26 protein-coding genes and 2 tRNA genes are annotated in these 26,733 nt (G+C 34.6%); 16 read left to right on the forward strand and 12 right to left on the reverse strand.

The genetic code is table 11. From position 1 onward, the window contains the following. Positions 1–75 precede the first annotated feature (75 nt). Positions 76–1,185 (forward strand): TlpA disulfide reductase family protein, encoded by a 1,110-nt coding sequence (locus FCN74_RS08625; RefSeq protein WP_138932192.1) that lies wholly within the window; start codon positions 76–78, stop codon positions 1,183–1,185. A gap of 75 nt (positions 1,186–1,260) precedes the next feature. Here FCN74_RS08625 and gdhA read toward each other — a convergent pair whose 3' ends face one another. Beyond that, the gene (gene gdhA / locus FCN74_RS08630) at positions 1,261–2,604 is read right to left on the reverse strand and encodes an NADP-specific glutamate dehydrogenase (protein ID WP_138932193.1); all 1,344 of its coding nucleotides are present in this window, start codon (positions 2,602–2,604) and stop codon (positions 1,261–1,263) included. 198 nt (positions 2,605–2,802) lie between these two features. On the opposite strand from gdhA, the gene porZ reads away from it, so the two are divergent. Next, entirely contained in the window at positions 2,803–5,118 is a 2,316-nt protein-coding gene (gene porZ / locus FCN74_RS08635; RefSeq protein ID WP_138932194.1) for a type IX secretion system anionic LPS delivery protein PorZ, read from the forward strand. Further along, positions 5,118–5,834, forward strand: coding sequence for a DNA repair protein RecO (gene recO / locus FCN74_RS08640; protein WP_138932195.1), 717 nt, complete (start codon positions 5,118–5,120; stop codon positions 5,832–5,834). Before porZ ends, recO begins: the two co-directional genes overlap by 1 nt. On the opposite strand, the gene FCN74_RS08645 is transcribed toward recO, so the two are convergent. Together FCN74_RS08645 and FCN74_RS08650 are read right to left on the reverse strand one after the other, a co-directional pair. After that, on the reverse strand, positions 5,831–6,625 hold the full coding sequence (locus FCN74_RS08645) for an MBL fold metallo-hydrolase (protein ID WP_138932196.1): 795 nt from the start codon (positions 6,623–6,625) through the stop codon (positions 5,831–5,833). The genes recO and FCN74_RS08645 overlap by 4 nt on opposite strands. Before the next feature lie 209 nt (positions 6,626–6,834). Beyond that, positions 6,835–6,908: transfer RNA gene (locus FCN74_RS08650), tRNA-Met, on the reverse strand. A 242-nt stretch (positions 6,909–7,150) separates the two neighbouring features. On the opposite strand from FCN74_RS08650, the gene FCN74_RS08655 reads away from it, so the two are divergent. Next, a complete protein-coding gene (locus FCN74_RS08655; RefSeq protein WP_138932197.1) occupies positions 7,151–7,537 on the forward strand; it encodes an START-like domain-containing protein in 387 nt (128 codons plus the stop codon). 12 nt (positions 7,538–7,549) lie between these two features. Next, the gene (locus FCN74_RS08660; protein ID WP_138932198.1) at positions 7,550–8,395 is read left to right on the forward strand and encodes an aminotransferase class IV; all 846 of its coding nucleotides are present in this window, start codon (positions 7,550–7,552) and stop codon (positions 8,393–8,395) included. On the opposite strand, the gene FCN74_RS08665 is transcribed toward FCN74_RS08660, so the two are convergent. From FCN74_RS08665 to FCN74_RS08685, 5 genes are all read right to left on the reverse strand, one after another. After that, positions 8,392–8,955 (reverse strand): YqgE/AlgH family protein, encoded by a 564-nt coding sequence (locus FCN74_RS08665; protein ID WP_138932199.1) that lies wholly within the window; start codon positions 8,953–8,955, stop codon positions 8,392–8,394. The genes FCN74_RS08660 and FCN74_RS08665 overlap by 4 nt on opposite strands. Before the next feature lie 79 nt (positions 8,956–9,034). Continuing rightward, the gene (locus tag FCN74_RS08670; protein ID WP_138932200.1) at positions 9,035–9,307 is read right to left on the reverse strand and encodes an HU family DNA-binding protein; all 273 of its coding nucleotides are present in this window, start codon (positions 9,305–9,307) and stop codon (positions 9,035–9,037) included. Between the two features lie 146 nt (positions 9,308–9,453). After that, positions 9,454–10,401, reverse strand: a complete 948-nt coding sequence (gene fmt, locus FCN74_RS08675) for a methionyl-tRNA formyltransferase (RefSeq protein ID WP_171047148.1) — start codon at positions 10,399–10,401, stop codon at positions 9,454–9,456. Further along, complete coding sequence (locus FCN74_RS08680; RefSeq protein ID WP_138932201.1) at positions 10,398–12,305, reverse strand: RecQ family ATP-dependent DNA helicase; 1,908 nt, start codon at positions 12,303–12,305, stop codon at positions 10,398–10,400. Before FCN74_RS08680 ends, fmt begins: the two co-directional genes overlap by 4 nt. Continuing rightward, on the reverse strand, positions 12,302–12,850 hold the full coding sequence (locus tag FCN74_RS08685) for an AAA family ATPase (RefSeq protein WP_138932202.1): 549 nt from the start codon (positions 12,848–12,850) through the stop codon (positions 12,302–12,304). Before FCN74_RS08685 ends, FCN74_RS08680 begins: the two co-directional genes overlap by 4 nt. Before the next feature lie 95 nt (positions 12,851–12,945). Here FCN74_RS08685 and FCN74_RS08690 point away from each other — a divergent pair, with 95 nt between their 5' ends. The 8 genes from FCN74_RS08690 (at position 12,946) to rplT (ending at position 19,291) form a co-directional block, all read left to right on the forward strand. Next, positions 12,946–13,233 (forward strand): DUF493 family protein, encoded by a 288-nt coding sequence (locus FCN74_RS08690; protein ID WP_138932203.1) that lies wholly within the window; start codon positions 12,946–12,948, stop codon positions 13,231–13,233. A 42-nt stretch (positions 13,234–13,275) separates the two neighbouring features. Further along, the gene (locus tag FCN74_RS08695; RefSeq protein ID WP_138932204.1) at positions 13,276–13,908 is read left to right on the forward strand and encodes a DUF4290 domain-containing protein; all 633 of its coding nucleotides are present in this window, start codon (positions 13,276–13,278) and stop codon (positions 13,906–13,908) included. Beyond that, entirely contained in the window at positions 13,905–15,218 is a 1,314-nt protein-coding gene (gene murA, locus FCN74_RS08700; RefSeq protein ID WP_138932205.1) for a UDP-N-acetylglucosamine 1-carboxyvinyltransferase, read from the forward strand. Before FCN74_RS08695 ends, murA begins: the two co-directional genes overlap by 4 nt. Positions 15,219–15,490: 272 nt before the next feature. Continuing rightward, positions 15,491–16,009: a gamma carbonic anhydrase family protein gene (locus FCN74_RS08705; protein WP_138932206.1), complete on the forward strand. Its 519-nt coding sequence runs from the start codon at positions 15,491–15,493 to the stop codon at positions 16,007–16,009. Positions 16,010–16,104: 95 nt separating this feature from the next. Continuing rightward, the gene (gene thrS / locus FCN74_RS08710; protein ID WP_138932207.1) at positions 16,105–18,045 is read left to right on the forward strand and encodes a threonine--tRNA ligase; all 1,941 of its coding nucleotides are present in this window, start codon (positions 16,105–16,107) and stop codon (positions 18,043–18,045) included. Positions 18,046–18,070: 25 nt separating this feature from the next. Continuing rightward, positions 18,071–18,625: a translation initiation factor IF-3 gene (gene infC / locus FCN74_RS08715; protein ID WP_262710031.1), complete on the forward strand. Its 555-nt coding sequence runs from the start codon at positions 18,071–18,073 to the stop codon at positions 18,623–18,625. A gap of 25 nt (positions 18,626–18,650) precedes the next feature. Then, the gene (rpmI, locus tag FCN74_RS08720) at positions 18,651–18,857 is read left to right on the forward strand and encodes a 50S ribosomal protein L35 (protein ID WP_138932209.1); all 207 of its coding nucleotides are present in this window, start codon (positions 18,651–18,653) and stop codon (positions 18,855–18,857) included. A gap of 89 nt (positions 18,858–18,946) precedes the next feature. Further along, positions 18,947–19,291, forward strand: a complete 345-nt coding sequence (gene rplT / locus FCN74_RS08725) for a 50S ribosomal protein L20 (RefSeq protein WP_138932210.1) — start codon at positions 18,947–18,949, stop codon at positions 19,289–19,291. 139 nt (positions 19,292–19,430) lie between these two features. On the opposite strand, the gene FCN74_RS08730 is transcribed toward rplT, so the two are convergent. From FCN74_RS08730 to FCN74_RS08745, 4 genes are all read right to left on the reverse strand, one after another. Beyond that, positions 19,431–19,504, reverse strand: a tRNA-His gene (locus tag FCN74_RS08730). Between the two features lie 130 nt (positions 19,505–19,634). Beyond that, positions 19,635–20,351, reverse strand: a complete 717-nt coding sequence (gene bshB1 / locus FCN74_RS08735; RefSeq protein WP_138932211.1) for a bacillithiol biosynthesis deacetylase BshB1 — start codon at positions 20,349–20,351, stop codon at positions 19,635–19,637. Then, on the reverse strand, positions 20,351–21,820 hold the full coding sequence (nhaC, locus tag FCN74_RS08740; protein WP_138932212.1) for a Na+/H+ antiporter NhaC: 1,470 nt from the start codon (positions 21,818–21,820) through the stop codon (positions 20,351–20,353). Before nhaC ends, bshB1 begins: the two co-directional genes overlap by 1 nt. A 125-nt stretch (positions 21,821–21,945) precedes the next feature. Further along, on the reverse strand, positions 21,946–24,135 hold the full coding sequence (locus tag FCN74_RS08745; protein ID WP_138932213.1) for a glutamine synthetase III family protein: 2,190 nt from the start codon (positions 24,133–24,135) through the stop codon (positions 21,946–21,948). A 228-nt stretch (positions 24,136–24,363) separates the two neighbouring features. Between FCN74_RS08745 and rsmG the strand changes: the two genes are divergently transcribed. From rsmG to FCN74_RS08760, 3 genes are all read left to right on the forward strand, one after another. Next, entirely contained in the window at positions 24,364–24,993 is a 630-nt protein-coding gene (rsmG, locus tag FCN74_RS08750) for a 16S rRNA (guanine(527)-N(7))-methyltransferase RsmG (protein ID WP_138932214.1), read from the forward strand. A 105-nt stretch (positions 24,994–25,098) separates the two neighbouring features. Beyond that, complete coding sequence (locus FCN74_RS08755; protein ID WP_138932215.1) at positions 25,099–25,872, forward strand: 3'-5' exonuclease; 774 nt, start codon at positions 25,099–25,101, stop codon at positions 25,870–25,872. A gap of 3 nt (positions 25,873–25,875) precedes the next feature. Further along, complete coding sequence (locus tag FCN74_RS08760) at positions 25,876–26,493, forward strand: hypothetical protein (protein WP_212751768.1); 618 nt, start codon at positions 25,876–25,878, stop codon at positions 26,491–26,493. Positions 26,494–26,733 lie beyond the last annotated feature (240 nt).

The following is a 26,733-nucleotide window of genomic DNA, read 5'->3' on the forward strand; positions in this document are numbered from 1 at the left end:
AAATTAACAATATATTATAAGATTAAGTCGGTTTTGTATTTGTCATTATTTATTTTTGCACTAAAATAACAGAATATGAAAGGAATAGTTTTAAGTGTATTTTCAGTATTTATTTTCATAGCTTGCCAAAGTGATCAGGCAGATTTTAGCGCAAAAATAAAAGGTGTTGAAGACAGCACTAAAGTCTATTTATCAAAATTAGGTAAAAACAATCAGCCCGTTCCAATTGATACTGTAGAAGTTATAAACGGTCAATTTACTTTAGATTTGGCAAAAGGTGAACCACAGCAACTTAATATGTTGAGAGTAGAAGGTGTAAGAAGTAATTTATTTTTTGTCAATGAAAATGAGCCTTTAGAGGTAAATCTTTACAAAGATAGTCTGAGAAGTTCAACAATTGTTGGTGGGCAGCATAATAAGTTACTCATGACTTACATGGATACTTTAAAGGTTAATGCTAAAGTCATGAACAAGCTAGGACAAGATATGCGAAAAGCTATGATGAATCAAGACCGTGAGGCATACATGGGTTTGAGAGAAGAGCAAAAACGTATTCAAGAAGAAAATATAGCTTTTAGAAAGGAAATTGCAGAATCAAATCCAAATTCGGTCATATCAGCACTTGCTTTATCTGACTTGATGTCAAGTAAAAAATTATCTAATGACGAAATCAAGTCCATTTATAATAGCTTTGATGATGAAGTGAAAGATCATACTTTAGGAAAACTTCTGGCTGAAAACATCGCTAAAATGTCTAAAACTGATATTGGTGCAAAAGTTGAAATGTTTGAAGCACCAACACCTGAAGGTGATGTTTTATCATTAAAAGATGCTATGGGTGAACTCACTTTAATAGACTTTTGGGCGTCCTGGTGTAAACCCTGCCGTATAGAAAATCCTAATGTGGTAAGTGTTTACAATGATTACAAAGACAAAGGCTTTTCAATCATCAGTGTGTCTTTAGACAAAAAGAAAAGCAGTTGGGTAAAAGCCATAGAAGATGACAACATGGACTGGCACCACATCTCTAATCTTAAATATTGGAATGAGCCTATTGCCAAAGAATGGGGTGTGCGTTCAATCCCTGCGACATTTTTAATTGATGAAAACGGCGTTATCGTGGCCAAAAATTTAAGAGGCAACGCCCTTAGGCAAAAAGTGGATGAGATTTTAGGCGAAGGCTAAAATTTTAAACATATTATGATTAAAAAAGCTCGGTGAAAAACCGAGCTTTTTTTTTAGATTTAATCGTAAATAATTTTAAACTGCTCCTTGAGCAAGCATAGCATCAGCAACTTTAACGAAACCAGCAATATTTGCACCTTTGACGTAGTCTACATAGCCATCTTCAGTTTTACCGTATTTTACGCAAGCTTCGTGAATATCTTTCATGATATCCTTTAACTTTTTATCTACCTCTTCAGAAGTCCAGCCATAACGCATAGCATTTTGGGTCATTTCAAGACCTGAGGTCGCTACACCTCCAGCATTTGAAGCTTTACCCGGTGAAAATAAGACTTTGGCTTTTTTAAATACTTCGATTGCTTCTGCAGTACAAGGCATATTTGCTCCTTCGCCAACGAGCATGATGTTGTTTTTCACTAAAGTATTAGCATGTTCTTCAGTCAATTCATTTTGAGTTGCACATGGAAACGCTAAATCTGCCTTTTCCATCCAAGGAACTATACCTTCGTGAAACTCAGCATGGGTATATTTCTCGGTATATTCTTTTATCCTTCCGCGTTTATTATTTTTAAGATCTTTTATAAATTCTAGTTTTTCTTTATCTATGCCCTCACGATCTATCATATATCCTTGAGAGTCAGACATCGTTAAAACTTTGACCCCTAATTCTATCGCTTTTTCAGCTGCATATTGAGCGACGTTTCCAGAGCCAGAAATCAAGGCTGTTTTACCTTCTAAAGTCTCACTTTTGGTTTTCAACATATTTTGAGCAAAATAAATATTACCATAACCCGTAGCTTCTGGACGAATCAAAGAACCACCGTAAGACATACCTTTTCCGGTTAAAATGCCATTAAACTGATTTTCTAATCGTTTGTATTGACCAAACAAAAACCCAACTTCACGCGCACCAACGCCAATATCGCCTGCTGGCACATCAGTGTCTTTACCAATATGGCGTTGCAATTCGGTCATAAAACTTTGACAAAACCGCATGACTTCATTATCAGATTTACCTTTTGGGTCAAAATCAGCACCACCTTTTCCTCCACCAAGTGGTAAAGTGGTTAAACTATTTTTAAAAACCTGTTCAAATCCTAAAAATTTAAGAATACTTAAATTAACCGTTGGGTGAAATCTTAATCCGCCTTTGTATGGTCCAATAGCAGAGTTAAACTGAACGCGATACCCACGGTTGACCTGAGTTTTACCTTCATCATCCAACCAAGTCACCCTAAAGGTAATAATCCGCTCGGGTTCAACCATTCGTTCTAGAAGCATTTGGTTTTGATAGTGCGGATTATCTTCGATAAACGGAATTACTGTTTCGGCGACCTCTTTGACAGCTTGCAAAAATTCAGTTTCACCGTGATTTTTTTGCTCTACTGTATTTATAAATTCTTGAATTTTTGATTTCATAATTGTAGAAATGGTAAAATATTAGACTTATTTTAATAATCTACAAATATAAAATTATTTTAAGGTTTCAAATTAAAATATTGATAAAACAAACAAATATCTTGCAGGTATAGATTTCTTTAAGAAATTGAATAATTTATATTTACATTTACGCGCTTATAATGACAATAAAATTGATAGATTCCTAGTTATATTCATATGAAAATTTTAAAATTTACAATTTGTCTTTTGATTTTTGAAATTGGTTTTACACAAGATTTTTCAGACCAATGGACAGGTTACTTTTCTTATCTAGATGTCAGGGATATCTCAATTGGTCAAGGAAGAGTCATCGCTGCTGCTCAAAATGCAATTTTTGAATACAACCCGTTATCACAAGCAAAGCTTAAGACAGATGCAGTTAATGGTCTTGAAGGTAGCGAAATCAGTGCGATTCATTATTCAGAAGCTTTTGGCTTAAGTATCATAGGTTATGAAAATGGACTACTTCAAGTGGTAATGGACAACAATGGCCAAGTGTTTACTGTTGTTGATATTTTAAATAAACAAACTATCGCACCGGATGACAAACGGATTAATCATTTTTTAGAATATCAAGACAAAGTATTTATTTCAACTGAATTTGGTGTTGCAGAATATAATCTGGCCAACTTAGAATTTGGTGATTCGTTTTTTATAGGTCAAAATGGTGAGCAACTTAATGTCACTCAAACGGCAGTTTTTAATTCAATACTTTACGCTTCAACTTTTGGTGGCTCTATTCGGTATGCTAATGTAAACGATCCGAATTTAGTTGATTTTGATGTTTGGCAAACTATTGGTTCATCCAATTGGCGTGGTATAATTAATTTTAATGACCGACTCCTCAGTATGAGGCTTGACAACAGTTTATTTGAAATAAATAATAATAATTTAAACTTCATAAGACAGTTTCCAGGTCAAGTTGAGCAACTCAACCAGGATGAAGAAAAGTTAATTGTAGTGACACCCAATACAGTTCATACATTAAACACGCAACTCAATGAAATTGGTCTAGTGAATGCTTTATTTGAAGAAATTGAATTAGAAACGAATTTCAATACCGCTAGAATTTTAAATGACAACCTATTTATTGGCGATGCTAAATTGGGTTTATTACAAATGAATAACATCAATTCAACAACCTTTCAACGAGTAAGTCCCGACGGTCCTATTTTAAATGCTGTATTTAGTTTAACCAGTTTTCAAGATGAACTTTGGGTGGTTTATGGTGGTTACAACCAGTTCTTTGTACCATTTAGGGTAGAAAATCGTGGGGTAAGTCATTTTAGGGAAGAAGGCTGGTCAAATTTAACTAATGAAGATTTAGATAATACTGCATTAATAACAGATGCGACTGTTGATGTTAACAACCCCAACCGCGTATATTTATCGAGCTATCGAGATGGATTATTAATTTTAGAAAATGAAGAAGTTGTAACAAGATTGGACCCTACAAATTCAAATTTGGACAATACCGTTGGGCCTTCAGGTGATCCAATTATTGGGAACACGAGAATTGGAGCCTCTGTTTTTAATACACAAGGTGATTTGTACATGACAAATTCTATTACTGAAAATCCCTTAAAAAGATTGACCGGTGAAAATCAAATTAGTATTGCTGATATTTCAGAAACTTTTGTTGAGCCTCTAGGAACAAGCTCCGGAAAGATTGCAACTGATAGTCAAGGCAATGTTTATATGGCAACCTTTAGATCTGGTTTGTTCGGATATCAGCCATCAACAGGAAATAGTGGTAAAATTGCAAGAGATGTAGAAGGTGTAGATTTACCAGAAGTATTTAACCCCAATCCAGCGATAACCGCTATGGAATTTGATCCCAATAACCGTATGTGGATTGGAACTGCAGAAGGTGTTCGTGTCTCGTTTAATCCACAAGCCATGTTTGATGAAGAAGCACAACTCAGTGTGTCTCCAATTATCTTCTTAGAAAATGGCGTGGCCCAGGAATTACTCTTCCAACAATTTATAACTGACATAAAAGCTGATGGTGCTGGCAATGTATGGATTGGAACTGTTGATTCAGGTGTTTTTCAAGTCAACTCAACTGGGCAAGAAACTTTAAATCAATTCAACCAAGACAATTCTCCATTACCTTCCAATAGTGTCATCAGCATCGAAATAAACGGTGATACTGGAGAAGTTTTTTTTGGCACAAGTAGAGGCTTAGTTTCTTTTCAAAGTCGTATTACAGATGGTGTAGATAATTTAGAAAATGTCAGGGTGTTTCCTAATCCGGTAAAACCAGATTTTAATGGTTTGGTTACTATCGATGGCTTAACTGATAATGCTAATGTTAAAATTACAGACGTCACCGGTAATTTGGTGTATGAAGAATTTGCCTCTGGTGGAAGCCTACAATGGGACACTCGCGCATTTGGTAAACATAAAGTCGCTTCAGGTGTTTATATGGTTATCATCACGGGTGAAGACCAAGTTGAAACCAAAGTGAGTAAAATCATGATTATTAGATAATGTTTATTAAGACACAGGCCATTGTATTATCAAGCATAAAATATAACGACACTGACTTGATTGTCAAATGCTACACTAAAGCTTTGGGAAGTGTGAGTTATATGGTAAAGGGGGTTTTAAAATCGCGAAAAGGCAAATTTAGGGCTTCAATGTTTCAAGCTTTAAGCATAATCGATGTTGAAATGCAGCATCGCAACAAAGGACAATTAGAATATTTTAAAGAAGTACAACTCTCAAATCACCTCAACGATTTACAAAGTAATGTCTATAAATCTGCTTTGGTTATGTTCTTAGCTGAAATTTTAAAGTCGGTTATTATTGAAGAAGAACAAAATGAAAAGCTTTTTGATTTTATAAAAACAAGTATTCTATATTTAGAACATTCCAGTAAATACGCAAATTTTCACATTGGTTTTATTTTAGATTTGTCTTCTTTTTTAGGGTTTTATCCCCGAATATCTAATGATGAAAAAGAAATCTATTTTAATCTAAGTGAAGGCTTGTTTCAAAGCTTTGAAACGCCTTATACTTTAAATAAAGAGCAATCAAATTGGTTTTCGATTCTTTTAAAAAATGGTTTTAAAGACCATCAACAGATCAAACTCACCAAAAATCAACGCATTGAAATCTTAAACTTAATAATGCGCTATTATGAATTGCATATCGAAAATTTTAAGCCCCCAAAATCTCTTAAAGTTATAAAGCAAGTTTTTTAAATAGATTGGTTTGGATACCAATCTAATAAATTAACATTAATAGCATCATTCTGAGACATAACCAAATCTTTAAACTTTTCTATATCATAAAAATGAGGCTTGTCATCTTTCAATCCTCTGTAATGATACGGCAACAGTTTTTTAGGTTTAAAGGAAAGTACAGCTTCAGCAGCCATCTCAGGTGACATGGTATAAGGAAGATTCATACAAATGAATGCCAAATCTATATTTTCTAATTTTTTCATTTCTGGAATAGCTTCTGTATCACCACTGATGTAGAGTTTAAAACCTTCTTTTGCGATGACATAACCGTTACCTCTACCCTTTTCGTGATATTTTAGTCGCTCTTTAGTAATGTTATACATTGGGATACCTCTAATGTTAAAGCTGTGAAAAGTAAATTCATCCCCATTAGATAAAATTTTAGTTCTATTTTGAATTGATTTTGGTAATTTGTCGTAGACGGCCTTTGGTGCTACAACATCATAAGGTTGGGGTAAAGCTTGTAAGGTCTCAACATTTAAATGGTCACCATGTATATCTGTAATAAACACTAAATCTGGTTCAGGCATTCCATTAAATGCTTTAGCGCCTCCGGTTGGATCTACATAGATAACCTCATCAGACCATTTCATTACAAAAGTTGCGTGCGCTATAGGGGTAATCTCTACTGGGCATTCTGATTTTATTTTATTTTTTGATTGAGTTTCTGAAGCTGCTTTATCATCTTTTGGGTCAGATTTGCAACTTACAATGAGGAACAATATAAAAAGCTTAATCAGGAATTTCATAAAATATATTTTTTATAAAAATAAATAAATACTTCGTAAAATTTAAATATTAAAATGCTTTTAAGATCAGAGTTAAGCGGTAAACTTTTTATTGTAAAATATTATAAACACTCAGCAAATACTTGGTTTTTAAAGTTTGCCCCGTAGCGACTGGGTTTTCACTAACTTTTAAATCAAAAAAGCCCTGTAAATACAGGGCTTTTGCTGAGTAGCGAGGAGCAGAATCGAACTGCCGACCTCCGGGTTATGAATCCGACGCTCTAACCAACTGAGCTACCTCGCCAGAGGTTAGCGAAGTTGCCTGTTCCGTCCCGAAACTTCGGGATCGGGAAACTACCTCGCTAAATTGAATTTGCAAATATAAAATTATTATTTTTTTATAAGCCTCATATTTAAACTTTTGAATGATAATATTTAAATAAGACAGAAAAAATTCACACAAAATCTCGATACCGATTTTTAAACATTTACTTTCCACCTAAGAAATAAATCCATATATTGCTTTTCTTAAAAAAGCTAACTAAGATGGATGATAAAGTAAAAATTGAATTAGAATTTCCTATTCAAGCTTCACCAAGCTTACTATACCAATATATATCTACACCCTCAGGACTCAGTGAGTGGTTTGCTGATAATATTAATTCCCGTGGCGAGGTTTTTACTTTTATTTGGGGTGAAAGCGAAGAGCAAGCAAAATTATTGACCAAAAAAAGTGGCGAACGGATTAAATTACGCTGGCTTGCAGATGATGACACTTCGTATTTTTTTGAAATGCGTATTCAGGTTGACGAAATCACTAAAGATGTGTCACTCATGATTACAGACTTCGCACAAGAAGATGAAGTTGAAGAAAGTAAAATGCTTTGGGAAAATATGATTGCCGATTTAAAACAAATATTGGGATCAAAATAATCAGGAAATTATATGATTAACATCAATGGTGAGCTTTTTAATTCAGAAAAAGCTCAGATATCTTTTCATAATAGAGGGTTTCAATACGGTGATGCATTATTTGAAACTATTCGTGTTATCAATTCAAAAATTATTTTTTGGGAGTCTCATTATTTCAGACTCATGTCTTCAATGCGTTTGTTGAGAATGCAAATACCTATGCATTTTTCACCTGAATTTTTAGAAGGTGAAATTATTGACCTCATCAAAACAAATAATTTAGAAAAGCAACCAGCCAAAATTAAAATCAATATTAGCAGAAAAGCCGGTGGACTTTATTATCCTGAAAATAGAAATATTGACTATTTCATATCTTGTCAACCTCTTGATAATCCATTTTTTACAATAGAAGAAGACTTTTACGAAATAGAACTCTTTAAAGACCATTTTATCAATTCTGGCTTGTTATCAACCCTAAAAACCAATAATAAATTAGTTAATATTTTAGGGAGTATTTATGCTAAAGAAAATGGATACAACAATTGCTTATTACTCAATGAAAAAAAATCAATTGTTGAATTTACCAATGCTAATGTTTTTTTAGTAAATGGCACAACCATAAAAACATCTCCAACCTCTGACGGTTGTCTTAAGGGCGTTATTCGTGAAAAACTGATTGGCATTATTGAAAAAACCGATAAGTTTAATTTTAAAGAAGAAAATATCTCGCCATTTGAATTACAAAAAGCTGATGAAATGTTTTTAACTAATGCTGTAATTGGAATTAAGCCTGTAAGCAAATATCGCAAAAAAGAGTACGAAAATACAGTTGCAAAAGAATTGCTGGGTAAACTGAATGCCCAAGCACGATTGGCTTAATTATAATTAGGATTATCTGGTGCGTTAGCCCAAATTAAGTAATCACCTCCTAGCGATTTAATAGTTTTATTCCAAAAACTGGAATCTTTGCATTTCACGACTTCGTCATGACTAATGTCGTCTTTTAATATCCAAACCTGATCTTTGATTTCATCTTGCAGTTGGTTGGATGACCATCCAGAATAGCCAAGAAAAAATTTAACCTGTGCTTCATTTATGATATTTTGATTTATAAGGTGAATGACTTCTCGATGTTCACCACCCCAATAGATTTGTTCGGTGATTTTAATCCCGCCTGAAATAAGTTCTGGTACGGTATGAATGAAAAATAACTTATCCCTTTCAACTGGTCCACCATCAAACACTTTAAAGTCTTTTTTTACTTCAGGGATTAAATTTTGTAGATCTTCATTTATGGGTTTATTGATCATAAAACCAACAACACCTTCATCATTAAAATCGGCTATAAGTATGACTGCTTTATTAAAAGTGATATCACCCAATATACTTGGCTTGCCGATTAAAATATCACCCTTTTGTATTTTTGTGTTTGAAATCATGATTGCAAGTTATAGATTTTTATAAAAAAAAAAGACCTTATTATTAAAATAAGGCCTTAGAATGTTTTGGGGATAAAACTTAGTTTACAGCTTTCTGCAAATCAGAACCTGCTTTAAACTTAACTACATTTTTAGCAGCAATTTTAATCGTTTTACCTGTTTGAGGGTTTCTACCTTCACGAGCAGCTCTTCTAGATACTGACCAAGATCCGAAACCTACTAAAGATACTCTGTCTCCTTTCTTTAAAGCACCTTCTACGTGATCTAAGAAAGATTCTAATGCTTTTTTTGCTGCTGCTTTTGAAATTCCAGCATCTTCTGCCATCGCGTCGATTAAGTTTGTTTTGTTCATAATAATAGTTTTAAGATTTAATTATACAATTAATACCCTGCAAATTTATACGGAATATCAACCTATGCAAGCCTTTCGCCAACAAATATAATTAATTGTTAATAAATTTAACATTATATTAACATAAAAAATTCAAATTTAGGAGCTTAGAGCATTTTCGCATCTTTATCTAAGTCAAAACCGTTTAATAAATCTAATGCTTTCATTAAACGTTTTCCTGATAATTTAATCTCTTCAATTTCTATAAGACCATCTTTGACACCAACCAACATTGTTTTATTGTCGATTATGATTTTACCATTATCAATATTGGGAGTTTGGCGGTTAAAGTTAGCTTTTAATACTTTACAATAAATCTCTTCATCATAATTTACTAAAATAGTCCATGCTGCTGGATTAGGAGATAGCCCACGTATAAAGTTGTATATGCTTTGCCCGGTTTGATTCCAATCTATTCTAGTATTGTCTTTATTTAATTTGGGGGCCTTTTTAGAAGTTTCAGCATTTTTTTGAGGAGTTGGTTTGATGTCCTCTTGAGCAATTCTATTTAAAGTTGATAAGCTTATTTTAACACCTCGAGGTATCATCTTTTCATAAACATCTTTAACATTATCAGTTTCAGAAATTTCAAATGCAGTATTATCTATGATATGTCCGGTATCGATTTTATCATCTATAAAAAACGTCGTTAGTCCCGTTTGCTTTTCACCATTAATAATGGCCCAGTTAATAGGAGCTGCTCCTCTGTAATCTGGTAGAAGAGAGGCGTGCAAATTAATCGTGCCGTATTTGGGAAAATTCCAAACCTGCTTTGGTAACATTCTAAATGCAACCACAAAAATGATATTCGGATTTAGGGTTTTGATTTGAGTATAGAATTCATCTGATTTTAAATTTTTTGGTTGCAGAATAGTCAAACCTTTACTTTCTGCAAAGGTTTTGACAGCAGACTTTTTGAGCTTTCTACCACGCCCCGCCGGTTTATCTAGAGCCGTGACAACACCTACTAATTTATGTTGACTATTATGGATAGCCTCTAACATGGGGACAGAAAATTCTGGTGTGCCCATAAATAATATTCTCAATTCTTTCATTTTAAAAGTTTATAAAAGTTATTAGGTTGTATTTCAATCTTATTAGTCTCAAGTAAATGTTTCAAGACTAAAATGACTTGTGTCTTCTCAGCATTAATAGCTTTGATTAAATCATCAGGTGTTTTTGGACCTTTCTTCAACTCGTTTAAAATTAAAATGGTTAAGTCTTTTCGATTAGCCTTTGTTGTCAATTGAATATTTTGAGCATCACAAACAGAACATATGCCACATTCCATTTTATTTTCTTCATCACCAAAATATTCAAGCAATTGCATTTGAAAGCATTGATTTTTATTTTGAACAAAATCGCAAACAGCATCTATTTGTTTTACTTTTTGATCACGGTATGAGTTTATAAATTTTTTTTGAGAATTGATGGTTTTATCGTCTTCTCTCGGCATTAAAAACCGTAATATTAAATCCTGTTGGGTTAATTTTAGGGAAATTATACCCTGACTTTCTAAGGCCATCAAATCATTCTTAATTTTTTTTTGAGAAAAACCTGTTTTATTTGATATAAAATTCAAATTGATAGAGGTAAACAAATCAAATATACCGCCGTAAGTCCTTAAAATTAAAGTCATCAAGTCTTTGAATGATTGGTTCTGTCTCAAGTAATTAAGCAAAACTTTATGAGATACTACAACTTGAATTCTCGCATTAATCTGGTACTGCTGATTAAAACTTAATATGCTGAGCTTATCAAGCAACTTTAAGACTTCAAAACTTTTTCTAAGAGGCAAATTGTATCTACTGCAAAACGTGTTCAGATCAATCCCAAATTCTTCACTATCACCTTCACCATAGGCAATTTGAAGATAGCTCATCAGATGTTTATAGACTTTTTTTACATCTTTTACCGTAGGTATAACTTTCAAAAACTGATGACTTAACCTTTGGGTGTCTGTACTGTTATAAACTAAAACTGCTTTAGCTGGGTTACCATCTCGCCCAGCTCTGCCTATTTCCTGATAATAACTTTCAAGACTCTCCGGTAGGTGCATATGAAACACTAGATCGACATCAGGCTTATCTATACCCATCCCAAATGCACTTGTGGCCACGACAACTTTTACTTTATTACCCAGCCACTGTTCTAAAATCAATTGCCTATCAAGATTAGACAATCCGCCGTGAAATGCATTAGCTGTGATTTGATTTTGGTGTAAGAGTTTAGTCAATTCTAATGTGGCTTTTCTACTTCTCACATAAACAATGACAGAAGCTTTAGCCTTATTAACCTGATGAATTAATTCTCTCCACTTATTGTCAGTTTGTAATATCTTAATAGCAATATTGGGCCTTTTAAAACTACTTTTAAAAACTTTAGGGTTTTTTAATTGCAATTGGTTTTGAATATCTTCCCTTACTCTATGTGTTGCTGTTGCTGTTAAGGCCATTATGGGAACTTCAGGGTGAAGATCACGTAATTTAAAAATATCTAAAAATGCAGGTCTAAAATCATGCCCCCAATGGGAAATACAGTGGGCTTCGTCTATGGCAATTAAACTGATATTTAGATATTTTAATCGCTCCAGCAGCACTTGGCTTTGAAGTTTTTCTGGAGATAGGTAAAGAAACTTATAATTGGCATTTGCAATATTGTCAAAAATCCTATCGGTCTCCTTGTAGGACAATCCACCTTTGAGATGTATTGCTTTAATTCCTTTGAGCTTAAGGTTTTGAACCTGATCTTGCATTAAGCTAATTAAGGGTGATATAACAATACAAATGCCTTCTCTAGCCAAAGCAGGAACTTGAAAACATAAGGATTTTCCTCCACCTGTAGGAAAAAACACGCAACAGTCGTGACCGTCTAAGCAGGCCTCAATAACTTCTTTTTGAAGTCCTCTAAAATTGCTAAATTTCCAATATTGGAATAATATATCTTTTGGGTCTGTCATGTGAGATTTAGATAAGATAATAAAAAATTTAACCGCTCCTCTAATGAAGATTTGGGCATTTCAATCAAATCATAATTGTACATCTTATAGCTCTTCAAGAGGTATTTTTCTATGGTTTTGGCTAAGTTTAGATTTTCATAGCGTTCTTCATCAGCGGTATAGATATCTTCCCAGAAAGGAAACCAAAATACTATATCGTATCTATACTCTTGATTTGCATTATTGAATCGTTCCGGATATGGTTTTTTTATCATATCTAAGTAGGCTGTAATATCCGGCAAACCTCGATCTATAAATACAGGTGACTGTTCGACTGAATTTGCACTTAAAAATTGTCTTATTCTGCCTTCCAAAAGTTTTTCGCTGAACAGCAAAGGTTGTTCTAGAAACAAATGTTCAATCCCTTCGTCTCTTGCCTCTTGAGTGACTTGACGTGAAATTTCTTCGTAGCAAACAAAACCTTTACCTTTGAGCGCATTGATAAGCGATGTTTTACCTGTAGAAGGTGCACCCATAAAAAGTATCTTTGATACATTAAAATCCATAGATTAAAATCATTAAATATGCAAAATAAATATATTTATGAACTCTGCTCATTATTAAATTAAAAGATAAGTTTATATTTGTAAAAAAGTAAGATTTGAATTCTGAAACTGAACAGTTTTACAATAAACTAGAGCAACGCTTACAAGAAACTTCAAACTGGCCAAGTGAATATATTTTCAAATTTATCTTGCCAACAGACAAGACCAAAATTGATAAAATTTCAGATATTTTTAATCATACTGGCGCCGTCATCAAAACAAAAACATCGTCTAAAGGAAATTACACAAGTGTATCCATTCGCCTAAAAATGAAATCACCGGAAACAGTTATCGAAAAATACAAAATTGTCGGACACCAAATCGAAGGTGTAATTTCACTTTAATCATGACATTATTTTATACATTGCAATCATAAATATTTCATTTTGACAGATCATTTAGAATACAACTCAGAACGCAACCATTTAGTAATTCCGGAATACGGTAGACATGTTCAAAAAATGGTAGAGCGTTGCCTTGAAGAACAAGACAAATCTAAACGCACAAAAATGGCTTATGCTACAGTAGAAGTCATGGCTAACATTAACCCTAATCATAGAGACGCCAACGATTTTCAACAAAAACTATGGGATCAACTCTTTATTATAAGTGATTTCAAACTTGATGTTGATGCACCATATGATATTCCCGATAAAGAAGAATTATTTAGAAAGCCAGAGCCACTGCCCTATCCTCAAAATCATCCTAAGTACCGTTTTTATGGCAACAATATCAGCAGAATGATTGATGAAGCTATAAAAGTTGAAGATGGCAAATTAAAAGAAGCTTTAGTTTATACCATTGCTAATCACATGAAAAAGTGCTTTTTAAACTGGAATAGAGATTCAGTAAAAGACAGTGTAATTTTTAAACATTTAGAAGAATTAAGTGATGGTAAACTTACTTTAAAATCAGATGATGAAACTTTGAGTGAGGCTTCAGACCTAGTTAAGAACCATACGAAGCGAAAGCACAAGAAAAAATATAAAAACAAAGGTCGTAAACGCTACAAAAAATGAGCTCATTTGTTATAGAAGGTGGTCATCAACTCAAAGGACATATAACCCCGCAAGGTGCCAAAAACGAAGCCCTTCAAATACTCTGTGCAGTTTTAATGACACCAGAAAAAGTGGAAATTAAAAATATCCCAGATATTCGAGATGTCAATAAATTGATAGACATTTTAGAAAATCTTGGCGTCAAAATTCAAAAACTTGGCAAAGGTCATTTTAGTTTTAAAAGTGATGAACTTAATTTAGGCTACCTCCAAAGTGAACAATTTAAAAAAGAAGGCAGTGGTCTAAGAGGTTCAATAATGATAGTTGGCCCACTTCTCGGTCGTTTTGGCAAAGGGTATATCCCAAGACCTGGCGGTGATAAAATAGGAAGAAGAAGACTAGACACTCACTTTTCCGGATTTATAAAGTTGGGTGCTGAATTTAGATACAATCGAGAAGAACGTTTTTATGGCGTTGAAACTGAAAAAGGCCTAACAGGAACCGATATGCTGCTTGAAGAAGCTTCTGTGACTGGTACAGCCAACATTATCATGGCTGCAGTATTTGCCAAAGGCAAAACGCAAATTTACAATGCCGCCTGTGAACCTTACATTCAGCAACTCTGTAAAATGCTGAATAAAATGGGGGCGAAAATTTCTGGGATTGGTTCAAATTTACTTCACATCACAGGTGTTGAAAATTTAAAAGGTTGTACACATAAAGTCTTACCGGATATGGTGGAAATTGGATCTTGGATAGGACTTGCCGCCATGACCCAAAGCGAAATCACCATCAAAGATGTAAGCTGGGAAAATTTAGGCATCATTCCTGCCACTTTTAAAAAATTAGGTATCGATATACAGAAAAAAGGAGATGACATTTTAATTCCTAAACACGACAATGGCTATGAAGTGGCCAGCTTTATCGATGGATCAATCATGAACATTTCTGATGCGCCGTGGCCAGGTTTTACACCAGACTTACTCAGTGTAATGTTGGTTGTTGCTACGCAGGCTCGCGGAAGTGTTTTAATTCACCAAAAAATGTTTGAAAGCCGTTTATTTTTTGTCGATAAACTGATTGACATGGGTGCTAAAATTATTTTATGTGACCCTCACAGAGCTACGGTAATTGGTCACGACTTTAAATCGCAGCTTAAAGCCACAACCATGACGAGCCCTGATATTCGCGCCGGAATTTCATTGCTGATTGCAGCTTTATCTGCCAAAGGCACTTCAACCATTCACAACATAGAACAAATAGATCGTGGATATGAAAATATTGACGAAAGACTACAAGCCATTGGTGCAAAAATACATCGATACGAATAGGTTCTAGTCTTAAGCTTTTGGTCTTTAGTCAATAGAGGGTAGAGAGTATTTGGTAGCTTTTAGTTGATTTGTAGCCACGAAGTTGCAAACTTCGCAGAGCTGTAAATAATAAATCTTATATTCACGTCCTGCTAATCACACCCGATTTGTCATACCCAAGGAGCTTGATACACTGAGCATTTCGATAAACTCGATAATCGTCAATCGGTGTTTTTTTTATCTATATGTTGAGTAACAAATTTCTTAGCATTATCTTTGTTAAAAATCAAAACATGCCCACAATACTAAGCGTAAACAACAAGTCCCCACAAATCCCATCAGATTGTTTTATTGCTGAAAACGCTACAATAGTTGGCGAAGTCACTATGGGACAACAATGCAGTGTGTGGTTTAATGCTGTGATACGTGGTGATGTGCATTATATTAAAATGGGCGATAAAGTTAATGTTCAAGACGGTGCGGTTATTCACTGCACTTATCAAAAGCACCCTACAAATATTGGCAATAATGTATCGATTGGTCATAACGCCATTGTTCATGGCTGCAAGATTCACGATAACGTGTTAATCGGCATGGGCAGTATTGTAATGGACAATTGTGTTATTCACTCAAACAGTATCATAGCTGCTGGTGCCGTGGTTACACAAAACACCATTGTAGAGTCAGACAGTATTTACGCAGGTGTTCCTGCAAAAAAGATTAAAGACATCAGCCCTGAATTAACCCAAGGCGAAATTGACAGAATTGCTGAGAATTATGTGACGTATTCGGGATGGTTTGAACAAGAGTAATTGCACCCCTAGTTACAAATTTCGTTCAAAATTTCCAACCCCAAACCCAACCAATACTCATCACTTGTTTATCTTTGCCAAAAATTTTTGGATTCATGATCAATATAACTTTACCGGATGGGAGTGTAAAACAAGTAAAAAGCGGTTCAACACCCTTTGACGTCGCGCAAAGTATAAGTCACGGTCTGGCACGAAATGTCATTTCAGCCTCGTATAATGGCAATACGGTTGAAACCTCAACCCCTTTAAATGAAGATGGAAAATTGGTGCTTTACACATTTAATGATAAAGACGGCAAAAAAGCCCTTTGGCACTCTGCAGCACACCTGATGGCCCAAGCGATATTAAAATTTTACCCCAAAGCTAAACTTACCATTGGCCCACCTATTGATCAAGGCTTTTATTATGACATCGATTTTGGAGATGAGAGTATTTCTGAAAAAGATTTTCCAAAAATTGAAAAAACCATGTTGGAAATCGCTCGCCAAAAACATGAATTTCAACTCAGAGCAGTTTCAAAACAAGAAGCTTTAGAGTATTATAAATCCAATCCGTTTAAAACTGAATTAATTGAAAATCTTGAAGATGGTGAAATCACCTTTTGCGATCACGATGATTTTACAGATTTATGTCGTGGTGGTCACATCCCACATACGGGATTTATCAAAGCCGTTAAATTACTGAGCGCCGCAGGTGCCTATTGGCGTGGCGATGAAACCAATCCACAACTTACTCGGGTTTACGGCATTGCTTTCCCGAAACAAAAGATGCTAAAAGAATACTTAGAATTACTGGAAGAAGCCAAAAAAAGAGACCATAGAAAACTTGGCAGAGAACTAGAACTCTTTACCTTTTCTCAAAAAGTTGGGCAAGGTTTACCACTTTGGTTGCCTAAAGGTGCTGCGCTTCGTGAACGCCTTGAAAATTTTCTTAAAGATGCCCAACAAAATGCCGGCTATGAACAAGTGGTTTCTCCTCATATTGGCCATAAAGATTTATATGTCACTTCAGGACATTACGAAAAGTATGGTGAAGACAGCTTTCAACCTATTAGCACACCAAAAGATAACGAAGAGTTTTTGCTCAAACCCATGAATTGTCCGCATCATTGCGAAATCTACAATTCAGCGGCTTGGAGTTATAAAGATTTGCCTAAACGCTATGCCGAATTTGGCACCGTATACCGCTATGAACAAAGTGGAGAACTTCACGGTTTAACCCGTGTTAGAGGCTTTACACAAGACGATGCCCATATTTTTTGCACGCCCGATCAATTGGATGAAGAGTTTAAAAAAGTCATCGATCTTGTGCTTTATGTATTTGGATCATTAGGATTTGAAAACTTTACAGCTCAAGTCTCTTTAAGGGATCCAGAAAACAAAGAAAAATATATAGGTTCTGATAAAAATTGGCAAAAAGCTGAACAGGCCATCATCAAAGCGGCAGAAGAAAAAGGACTCAACTATCATGTAGAAACCGGAGAAGCCGCCTTTTATGGGCCAAAACTCGACTTTATGGTCAAAGATGCTTTACAGCGCGAATGGCAATTGGGCACCATACAAGTCGATTACAACTTGCCTGAGCGTTTTGATTTGACTTACAAAGGTGCAGATAATGAAATGCACAGACCTGTGATGATTCACCGAGCTCCATTTGGCAGTATGGAACGCTTTATCGCTATTTTATTAGAACATACGGCTGGCAATTTTCCGCTCTGGTTAACCAATGAACAAGCTATCATATTATCAATCAGTGAGAAATATGAAAATTATTCTAAAAAAGTTTTAAATTTGCTTAAAAAACACGAAATTCGCGCCCGCACAGATCATCGAAGTGAAACTATGGGTAAAAAAATACGTGATGCGGAAACCCAAAAAATTCCTTTTATGATTATTGTGGGCGAAAATGAAGCTGAAAATGTGACTGTTTCGATTAGAAAACACGGTGGTGAAGATTTAGGCGAAATGCTTATTGAAGAATTTTCAGCACTGATAACTAATGAAATTAACGCTCAAAAGCGTTATTTTGAAGAATAAAGTTTAATTAAAATCATATAAAACAATTAGAAGAAGAAAATCAAATTACCGTCGAAGAGAAAAACGAGAAGACAAACATCGCATTAACGACAAGATAAGAGCCAAAGAAGTTCGAGTTGTTGGTGACAATGTCAAAATGGGAATTTATCCCATTAAGGAGGCTTTATCTATGGCAGATGAACAAGGTTTAGATTTAGTGGAGATTTCTCCAAAAGCAGATCCGCCCGTAACTAAAGTCATGGATTATAAAAAGTTTCTCTACGAACAAAAGAAAAGAGAAAAAAAATTAAAAGCAAAGGCCTCAAAAGTGGTGGTTAAAGAAATTCGTTTTGGCCCAAATACTGATGATCATGATTACGAATTTAAAAAGAACAACGCCATTAAGTTTTTAAAGGACGGCGCCAAGTTAAAGGCTTTTGTATTCTTTAAAGGTCGATCAATTGTTTTTAAAGAAAAAGGCGAAATCTTGTTGTTAAGACTCGCTCAAGATTTAGAAGAATACGGTAAAGTTGAACAATTACCAAAACTGGAAGGAAAGCGAATGATTATGATGGTCTCGCCTACTTCACAAAAGAAATAAAGCGATAATAAATTAAAATATAAACATGTCTAAAAAAACGAAGTTTAAAACCAAATCAAGTGCAAAAAAGCGTTTTAAAGTTACCGGAAGCGGAAAGTTAAAGCGCAAACACGCTTTTAAGCGGCACATTTTGACTAAAAAATCTAAGAAAAGAAAACTTAGATTAACGCACGATGCAATCGTAGATAAATCAGACGAAAGAAACATTAAACAACAACTCGGTTTAAAGTAAGCTTTCTCGGTTAAACAAATATTAACCCTGGAGTATGGCTCGTAAAATGTTTAAAACTTAAACTGCCTACTACAAAAAAACAATAAATTATGCCAAGATCAACAAATTCAGTCGCTTCAAGAGCGAGACGAAAAAAAATAATGAAGCAAGCCAAAGGCTATTACGGTAGACGTAAAAACGTTTGGACAATTGCTAAAAATGCTGTAGAAAAAGGTCTAGTCTATGCCTACAGAGATAGAAGAGCAAAGAAAAGAAACTTTAGAAAACTATGGATTGTAAGAATTAATGCAGCTGCAAGACAACACGGGATGTCTTATTCTCAGTTTATGGGGAGACTGAAGAAAAGTAATATCGAACTCAACCGCAAAGTCTTAGCCGATCTTGCTGTTCACAACCCTGAAGCTTTTAAAGCTGTAGTCGATAAAGTCAAATAAACATCAATCCTATTATCGCTTAAAAGCCCTTTTCCGATGAAAAGGGCTTTTTTTATTATATCAGTAGATGGTATATTAATTTATGTGCTGGAAACTTTAGAAATAAAAAACCTTCAGATTAAAACCTGAAGGCAATTTGGGTGGCTGATGGGATTCGAACCCACGACCCTCGGATCCACAAACCGATACTCTAACCAACTGAGCTACAGCCACCATTAATATGGTATATGCATTTACAAAATGCGAGTGCAAATTTACGCAATTTTAGCGTTCAGCAAAACTTTTTAGAATAAATATAAACCTGCATTTGCTCTTTGTGAACTTCATTAATTTAAATATCAAATTATATTAAATCAAATACCGACTTTACTCCAATGTAACGTTCAACAGTAAAACCTTCAGCATAATCGACACCTATGATGCGACCAAAATTTCTCGCTCTGTAGCTTATACTTTCCATAAAGTTAGAACTTGAAATTGGCGTTTCTGGTTCATTGCTATTTGGGTTATGAAATTGTGTTTTGTAAGCTTTAACAGATGCAATTTTCTTGTCTATTGTATTTGAAATATCGACGACAAAGTCTGGCTCAATATCATGCCATTGTATATAGTGGTAAACTTTACTTGGTCGCCATTGGTCTTGAACTTCGCCGTTTAACGTCGTTTCATATTTTTTTAGACCGCTCAAAAAACAAGCTTGACTAACTAATTGGCTAGCTCTTCCGTGGTCTATATGTCTATCTTGTATTGCATTACAAAATACAACTTTTGGTTGGTATTGCCTCAACACTCTTACCACTTCGTGTTTATGCGCTTCGTTATTTACGAATAAAGCATCTTTAAAACCTAAATTATCTCGCATACTTACCCCTAATATTTCAGCAGCATCTTTTGCTTCCTGAGCTCGTGTTTCTGCATTACCTCGAGTTCCCATTTCTCCTCTTGTCAAGTCAATAATCCCAACGCTTTTGCCGTTTTGTATTTCAACTGCAAGTGTGCCTGCACAACTGAGTTCTACATCATCGGGATGAGCACCAAAGGCTAAAATATCAAGCTTCATTATAAAGTGTTTTTAAGTTGTCTGATTTTTATATTAAATGCTGCAAAAATAAGTGTCATAAATGGACTGATATAATTAAATATAGCATAAACAAAATAGTCTGCCACTGGAACCCCTAGCACATTACTGTGGTATGCACCACAGGTATTGTAAGGAATTAAAACTGATGTGACGGTACCAGAATCTTCTAAAGCACGGCTTAAGTTTTCTGGTGCAAGACCTTTATCTTTGTAAGCCTTAGAAAACATTTTACCAGGAATCACTATGGCGAGATACTGATCGGATGCCGTGGCATTTAGGGCTAAGCAACTTGCTACTGTTGACGCAAACAATCCAAAAGTGGTATGAAATAAGTTTAATAATCCTTTACTTAAAGTTTGTAAAGCCCCTATGGCTTCCATCACACCTCCAAAAACCATAGCACAAATAATAAGCCAAATGGTATTAAGCATGCCTTTCATTCCTGAACTTTGAAACAGATCAGTCAGTAATTCATTGTCTGTTGGTATTTTGATATCACCGGTTATGGTATTTACTAAACCTTTATAAAACGAATTGAAAGTATCACCAGCGCTATCGGCCACTAACAAGACTAAATCAGGTTGAAAAATTAATGCTGCTATGGCTCCCAATAAGGTTCCAGCAAACAAAGCCACCAAAGGCGGTGTTTTTTTGACTATCATCACAATGACCAAAATAGGCACAATAAATAGCCAAGGTGTAATAAAAAAAGAAGCTTTTAAGTCTTTTAAAATACTTGGGTTTTCTGAAATTGAAGCAGTCTCTAGATTAAAACCAATAATTAAAAACACGATTAAAGTAACTGAAATTGAGGGTACCGTAGTTAGCGTCATGTATCGTATATGTGTAAATAGGTCTGTACCCGCCATAGCTGGTGCCAAATTTGTGGTGTCGCTCATCGGTGAGAGTTTATCTCCAAAATAAGCACCTGAAAGAATAGCACCGGCTGTCATCCCTACCGAAATACCAAGGACTTGAGCTATACCAATTAAGGCAATACCGACAGTTGCAGAGGTTGTCCAACTACTTCCTGTAGAAATAGAAATTAAAGAACAAATTATCACACAAGCGGCTAAAAATATCGAAGGATGTAAAAGTTGTAAGCCGTAATATACCATAACCGGAATAACACCACTAAGTAACCAGGTGCCGGCTAGAGCTCCAACCATTAAGAGTATCAAAATAGCGCCGGCTGTGGATTTGATATTTTTAGCCACATCATCCATCATCTTTTTGTAAGAAACGCCTTTAAACGTTCCTAAGATAATTGCTACTGCAGCTGATATTAAAAGTATAAATTGATTTGAGCCACCCAAAGCATCGTCCTGGTAAATCTCTAAAACATTAAACGCCAGTAAAACAACCAATACCACAATAGGGATAAGCGCTTGCCAAATATTTAAATTCGATATATTATTAGTTTGGTCTTTAGGTTTAAATTCTGGCATGAATATTTTTTAACCCGTAATTTTACAACATTAGGCTGAATATTACAAGGAATACACTACATTGATTGGCTTATCCATAAAAAAAGGCCTCCAAAAGAGACCTTTTTCTAGAATTTTTAAAAAGATTACTTTGTAAAAAGCATCTCTCTATACTTGGTTAATGGCCACATTTCGTCATCAACTAAGAGCTCTAATTTGTCACAATGGTATCGAATTGTATCAAAGTAAGGCTTTACTTCATTACAATAAGCAAAAGCTTTTTTGACCTCATCTTCAAAGGCATTAGCTTTTTTACGGGTTTCTATCATTTCATCTACACCTTTGTTAATATGCTCAATATGATTAGAAATCGCCTCAATGATATTCATTTGTTCTTTGGCCTTATCTTTAAAAGAATTGCCGTAAATATCCTTAAGACCTTTTACATTATCTATCAATATATTTTGATAAGAAATTGCAGTGGGGATGACGTGATTTCTAGCAATATCTCCGAGCAACCTTGCTTCGATTTGAATATGTTTAGAATAGTCTTCAATCTGAATATCATACCTCGCCTCGACCTCCACTTCATTCATGATTTTCAACTCTTTATAAAGAGCTTTTGCCTTTTTAGAAATTTTTGCTTTAAGCGCTTCAGGTGTAGTTTTATTATTACTTAAGCCGCGCTTAGCACCTTCTTTTTCCCATGCTTCACCATAACCATCTCCTTCAAATCTAATCTTTTTAGATTTTTTGATGTATTCTCTTAAAACATTGAAAATCGCATCATCCTTTTTCATTTTCTTGTTTTTGACAAGCTTATCGACCTCAACTTTAAATTCTTTTAATTGTTTGGCCACTATGGCATTCAACATCGTCATAGGTTCAGCACAATTAGCTGTAGATCCAACAGCACGTAATTCAAATTTATTTCCTGTAAAAGCAAATGGTGAAGTTCGGTTTCTGTCTGTGTTATCCAGTAAAATTTCAGGGATTTTACCAACAACATTTAGCTTTAAATCGGTTTTTTCGTCTGGTGATAATTTACCATCAGTAACTTTTTCAAGTTCATTAAGGACTTTTGTTAATTGAGACCCGATAAATACAGACATAATTGCCGGCGGAGCTTCATTTGCCCCAAGTCTATGGTCGTTTGAAGCCGAAGCAATAGTAGCACGTATAAGTTCTTCGTACTCATAAACAGCCTTAATTGTATTGACGAAGAACGTTAAAAACTGTAAATTCTTCATTGGTTTTTTACTTGGGCTCAATAAATTAACCCCTGTATTGGTGCTCATTGACCAGTTGTTATGCTTACCACTACCATTGACATCTTTAAAAGGTTTTTCGTGGAAAAGTACTTTAAAGTTATGACGTTCTCCCACTTTATCCATAATATCCATAATAAGTGAATTGTGGTCAACCGCCAGGTTGGCTTCTTCAAATATTGGTGCCAGTTCAAATTGGTTTGGAGCCACTTCATTATGACGAGTTTTGACTGGAATACCTAATTTCATACACTCCGTTTCCAAGTCTCTCATAAAGTCAAGTGCACGTGTAGGAATTGACCCAAAATAATGGTCATCCATTTGCTGCCCTTTAGCAGGTGCATGACCTAATAAAGTTCTACCAGATAAAATTAAATCAGGTCGGGATTCGGCTAAAGCTTTATCTACTAAAAAATATTCTTGCTCCCAGCCTAAAGTCGCATTGACTTTAGTCACCTTTCTATCAAAATATTTACACACATCTGTCGCCGCTTTATCAAGCGACTGTAATGAGCGTAAAAGTGGTGTTTTATAATCTAAAGCCTCACCGGTGTAAGACACAAATATTGTAGGTATACAAAGCGTTGTTCCCCAAACAAATGCTGGAGATGTTGGGTCCCAAGCAGTATATCCACGAGCTTCAAAAGTATTTCTAATCCCACCACTTGGCAAACTAGAGGCGTCTGGTTCTTGTTGTACGAGTTGCCCGCCGGTAAATTTTTCGATTGAGGTTCCATCATCACCTAAGGTTTCAAAAAACGCATCGTGCTTTTCTGCAGTAAAACCTGTAAGCGGTTGAAACCAGTGAGTATAATGGGTTGCCCCTTTAGAAATTGCCCATTCTTTCATTCCGGTTGAAATATGGTCCGCTAAATTTCGATCTATTTTGCTGCCATTTTCAATAGCGTCTACTACACTTTCATAAGAGCTTTTTGTCAAATGTTGACGCATCGCTTGACGATTAAAAACATTTTGTCCGAATAGTTCTGAACGTCTTTTAGATTCTTCAACATGAACTTTTGATCGTTGTAAAGATTCTTTTAATGCATTAAACCTTAAAGTTGCCATTATTTTTATTTTTAGTTATTGAGCACAAAAATAGACTTTTTTTAAACTTACCCTTAAAAAAATAGGGGTAGATATTCAAAAAATATCACCATTTTATTAACAAACCATAGAAAACTATCGGTACACCCTTTTAACATGAAAAAATATCTTGGCTACACATAGCTTATTAACTTAAAAGAAGCTTTGCATTAGATAAATCCTATTTAATATGTTAATTTCGCAATAGCTATGAAATACATTACATCATATTTTCCCGGTCTAGAACAAAAACAGGAAAGTCAATTTAAGGCTATAAGTGAGTTGTATAAAAACTGGAATCAAAAGATAAATGTAGTTTCTCGTAAAGATATTGATGAAATATACCTTCGTCATGTTTTACACAGTTTGGCTATTGCAAAATTTATACAATTTAAACCTGGTTCAAAAGTCATTGATGTCGGTACAGGTGGAGGTTTTCCCGGTATACCATTAGCCATCTTGTTTCCTGAAACACGTTTTACCTTGGTTGATAGTATTGCAAAAAAAATTAAAGTTGTGAATGAGGTCGTTGAAAACTTAGGTCTTCAAAATGTAAAAACCATTAACGGTAGAGTCGAAAACACAAAAGGGCATTACGACTTTATCATTAGTCGTGCTGTTGCTGCTATGCCAACATTTGTGAAATGGACAAAAGGTAAAATCGCTAAACAATCTCAACATGATATTAAAAATGGCATTATTTATTTAAAAGGTGGCGATTTATCTAAAGAGTTGAAACCTTATACAAAGGTTGAAGTCATTCCCATTTCAAAGTATTTTGAAGACGATTTTTTTGAAACAAAAAAAATAGTGTATTTACCACAAAAATATAAGGGATAATTTTTGATGATTGAGTAATACTTTCCAATATTTTTAAAAAACAAAGAAACTTTGTATATCCTATTAAAATCTCACTAAAAGTTTAACTTTGTTTAAAAATTTATCATGGATTTAAACCTATCTAAACCTTTATGTTTTTTCGATTTAGAAACAACAGGAACCAATATTGCCAAAGATCGTATTGTAGAAATTGCCATCCTGAAAGTTTTTCCTAATCATAACAAAGAAAGTATGACATTAAGAGTCAATCCAGAAATGCCGATCCCAAAAGAATCTAGTGAAGTGCACGGTATTTATGATAAAGATGTTGAAAACGAACCTACATTTAAAACCTTAGCTCCAAAAATATACAACTTCATAAAAGATGCTGATTTGGCGGGTTACAACTCAAACCGTTTTGATATTCCATTATTGGCCGAAGAAATGTTGAGAGCTGAGGTAGATTTTGACATGAAAAATGCAGTTAAAATAGACGTACAGACCATATTTCATAAAAAAGAAAAACGGACTTTAGAAGCGGCTTATAAATTTTATTGTGATAAAAATTTGACTGATGCACACAGTGCTGAAGCCGACACCAATGCAACTTATGAAGTGTTAAAATCTCAATTGGATCGATACGAAGATTTGGAGAACAACACCAAATGGTTGGCAGAATTTAGCGCACATAAAAAATTTGCTGACTTTGCCGGAATGGTACAATACAACAAAAATGGTGAAGAAATTTTTGGCTTTGGCAAACACAAAGGCAAGAAAGTTGAAGAGGTATTAGAACGTGAACCTGGTTATTACAATTGGATTCAGAATGCAGATTTTCCATTATACACCAAAAAAGTTTTAACTGCTATAAAACTGCGTAAGTTATCTACTAAATCATAACCCATGAATGTATTTGTCTTGTGTACTGGCCGAAGTGGTTCTACAAGCTTCATTAAAGCCTGCCAACATATTTCAAATTACTCAGCATCTCATGAAACTTTGAGCAATAGTTGTGGTGACAAAAGATTTGATTTTCCCAAAAATCATATTGAAGCCGACAACCGATTGAGTTGGCAATTGGGGCAATTGAATGAAAAATTTGGTAAAAACGCTTTTTATGTCCATCTGAAACGCAATTCTAAAAGTGTTGCTAAAAGTTACTCCAAACGTTTTTTACTGCCTAAAAGTATGATATATGCTTATGCCAATGGCATAAAAAAACTACCTCCTGAAAGTTTAAATCCTAATGAGCGGTATGAAGTTTGCTTAGATTACGTTGAAACGGTCAATGCTAATATTAAATACTTTCTTGAAGACAAGCCTCATAAAATCGAGATCGATCTCGAGGATATTAAGCCTAAATTTGAAAGCTTTTGGAAAACAATCAAGGCACAAGGTAATTTAAACTTAGCTTTATCTGAATTTGATCACAAGCACAATAAAAGCTCATCAAAAACTGTGCATTGGCGATATAGTTTAAAACATCTATGGCTGAAATTTTTGATGATTTTGAGGTCTTAAATATTTTACACATCAAGGAAAGTAGGTTTTATTCAAAATTGTTTTTTATAGATTTACTAGAATCCAAAAATTCTTGGCTATAAAACAATTGATTTCATGAATTCATTGAGTGTGCGTAAGGAATTTCGACCTCAGCCCGACAAGACAGCAGAAAGGCCACAATGTGATAGCATCTAAAGCGAGGTCTTGGAATGAAAAGCCCGACGCTGTAAAGTCTGCACTCGTCAAGGTAAGGCACAA

The organism is Mesohalobacter halotolerans (genome assembly GCF_006120725.1).
Taxonomy (GTDB): Bacteria; Bacteroidota; Bacteroidia; order Flavobacteriales; family Flavobacteriaceae; genus Psychroflexus; species Psychroflexus halotolerans.

Bases quoted from the DNA above. Each gene is read 5' to 3' on its own strand.
- FCN74_RS08625 (WP_138932192.1), top strand. From the start codon at position 76: ATGAAAGGAATAGTTTTAAGTGTATTTTCAGTATTTATTTTCATAGCT.
- bshB1 (WP_138932211.1), bottom strand. From the start codon at position 20,351: ATGAAGCTTGATATTTTAGCCTTTGGTGCTCATCCCGATGATGTAGAA.
- rsmG (WP_138932214.1), top strand. From the start codon at position 24,364: ATGAAATACATTACATCATATTTTCCCGGTCTAGAACAAAAACAGGAA.
- FCN74_RS08760 (WP_212751768.1), top strand. From the start codon at position 25,876: ATGAATGTATTTGTCTTGTGTACTGGCCGAAGTGGTTCTACAAGCTTC.
- FCN74_RS08685 (WP_138932202.1), bottom strand. From the start codon at position 12,850: ATGGATTTTAATGTATCAAAGATACTTTTTATGGGTGCACCTTCTACA.
- murA (WP_138932205.1), top strand. From the start codon at position 13,905: ATGAGCTCATTTGTTATAGAAGGTGGTCATCAACTCAAAGGACATATA.
- porZ (WP_138932194.1), top strand. From the start codon at position 2,803: ATGAAAATTTTAAAATTTACAATTTGTCTTTTGATTTTTGAAATTGGT.
- gdhA (WP_138932193.1), bottom strand. From the start codon at position 2,604: ATGAAATCAAAAATTCAAGAATTTATAAATACAGTAGAGCAAAAAAAT.
- rplT (WP_138932210.1), top strand. From the start codon at position 18,947: ATGCCAAGATCAACAAATTCAGTCGCTTCAAGAGCGAGACGAAAAAAA.
- FCN74_RS08745 (WP_138932213.1), bottom strand. From the start codon at position 24,135: ATGGCAACTTTAAGGTTTAATGCATTAAAAGAATCTTTACAACGATCA.
- nhaC (WP_138932212.1), bottom strand. From the start codon at position 21,820: ATGCCAGAATTTAAACCTAAAGACCAAACTAATAATATATCGAATTTA.
- recO (WP_138932195.1), top strand. From the start codon at position 5,118: ATGTTTATTAAGACACAGGCCATTGTATTATCAAGCATAAAATATAAC.
- rpmI (WP_138932209.1), top strand. From the start codon at position 18,651: ATGTCTAAAAAAACGAAGTTTAAAACCAAATCAAGTGCAAAAAAGCGT.
- fmt (WP_171047148.1), bottom strand. From the start codon at position 10,401: ATGAAAGAATTGAGAATATTATTTATGGGCACACCAGAATTTTCTGTC.
- FCN74_RS08655 (WP_138932197.1), top strand. From the start codon at position 7,151: ATGGATGATAAAGTAAAAATTGAATTAGAATTTCCTATTCAAGCTTCA.
- thrS (WP_138932207.1), top strand. From the start codon at position 16,105: ATGATCAATATAACTTTACCGGATGGGAGTGTAAAACAAGTAAAAAGC.
- FCN74_RS08680 (WP_138932201.1), bottom strand. From the start codon at position 12,305: ATGACAGACCCAAAAGATATATTATTCCAATATTGGAAATTTAGCAAT.
- FCN74_RS08755 (WP_138932215.1), top strand. From the start codon at position 25,099: ATGGATTTAAACCTATCTAAACCTTTATGTTTTTTCGATTTAGAAACA.
- FCN74_RS08670 (WP_138932200.1), bottom strand. From the start codon at position 9,307: ATGAACAAAACAAACTTAATCGACGCGATGGCAGAAGATGCTGGAATT.
- FCN74_RS08665 (WP_138932199.1), bottom strand. From the start codon at position 8,955: ATGATTTCAAACACAAAAATACAAAAGGGTGATATTTTAATCGGCAAG.
- FCN74_RS08645 (WP_138932196.1), bottom strand. From the start codon at position 6,625: ATGAAATTCCTGATTAAGCTTTTTATATTGTTCCTCATTGTAAGTTGC.
- FCN74_RS08705 (WP_138932206.1), top strand. From the start codon at position 15,491: ATGCCCACAATACTAAGCGTAAACAACAAGTCCCCACAAATCCCATCA.
- FCN74_RS08660 (WP_138932198.1), top strand. From the start codon at position 7,550: ATGATTAACATCAATGGTGAGCTTTTTAATTCAGAAAAAGCTCAGATA.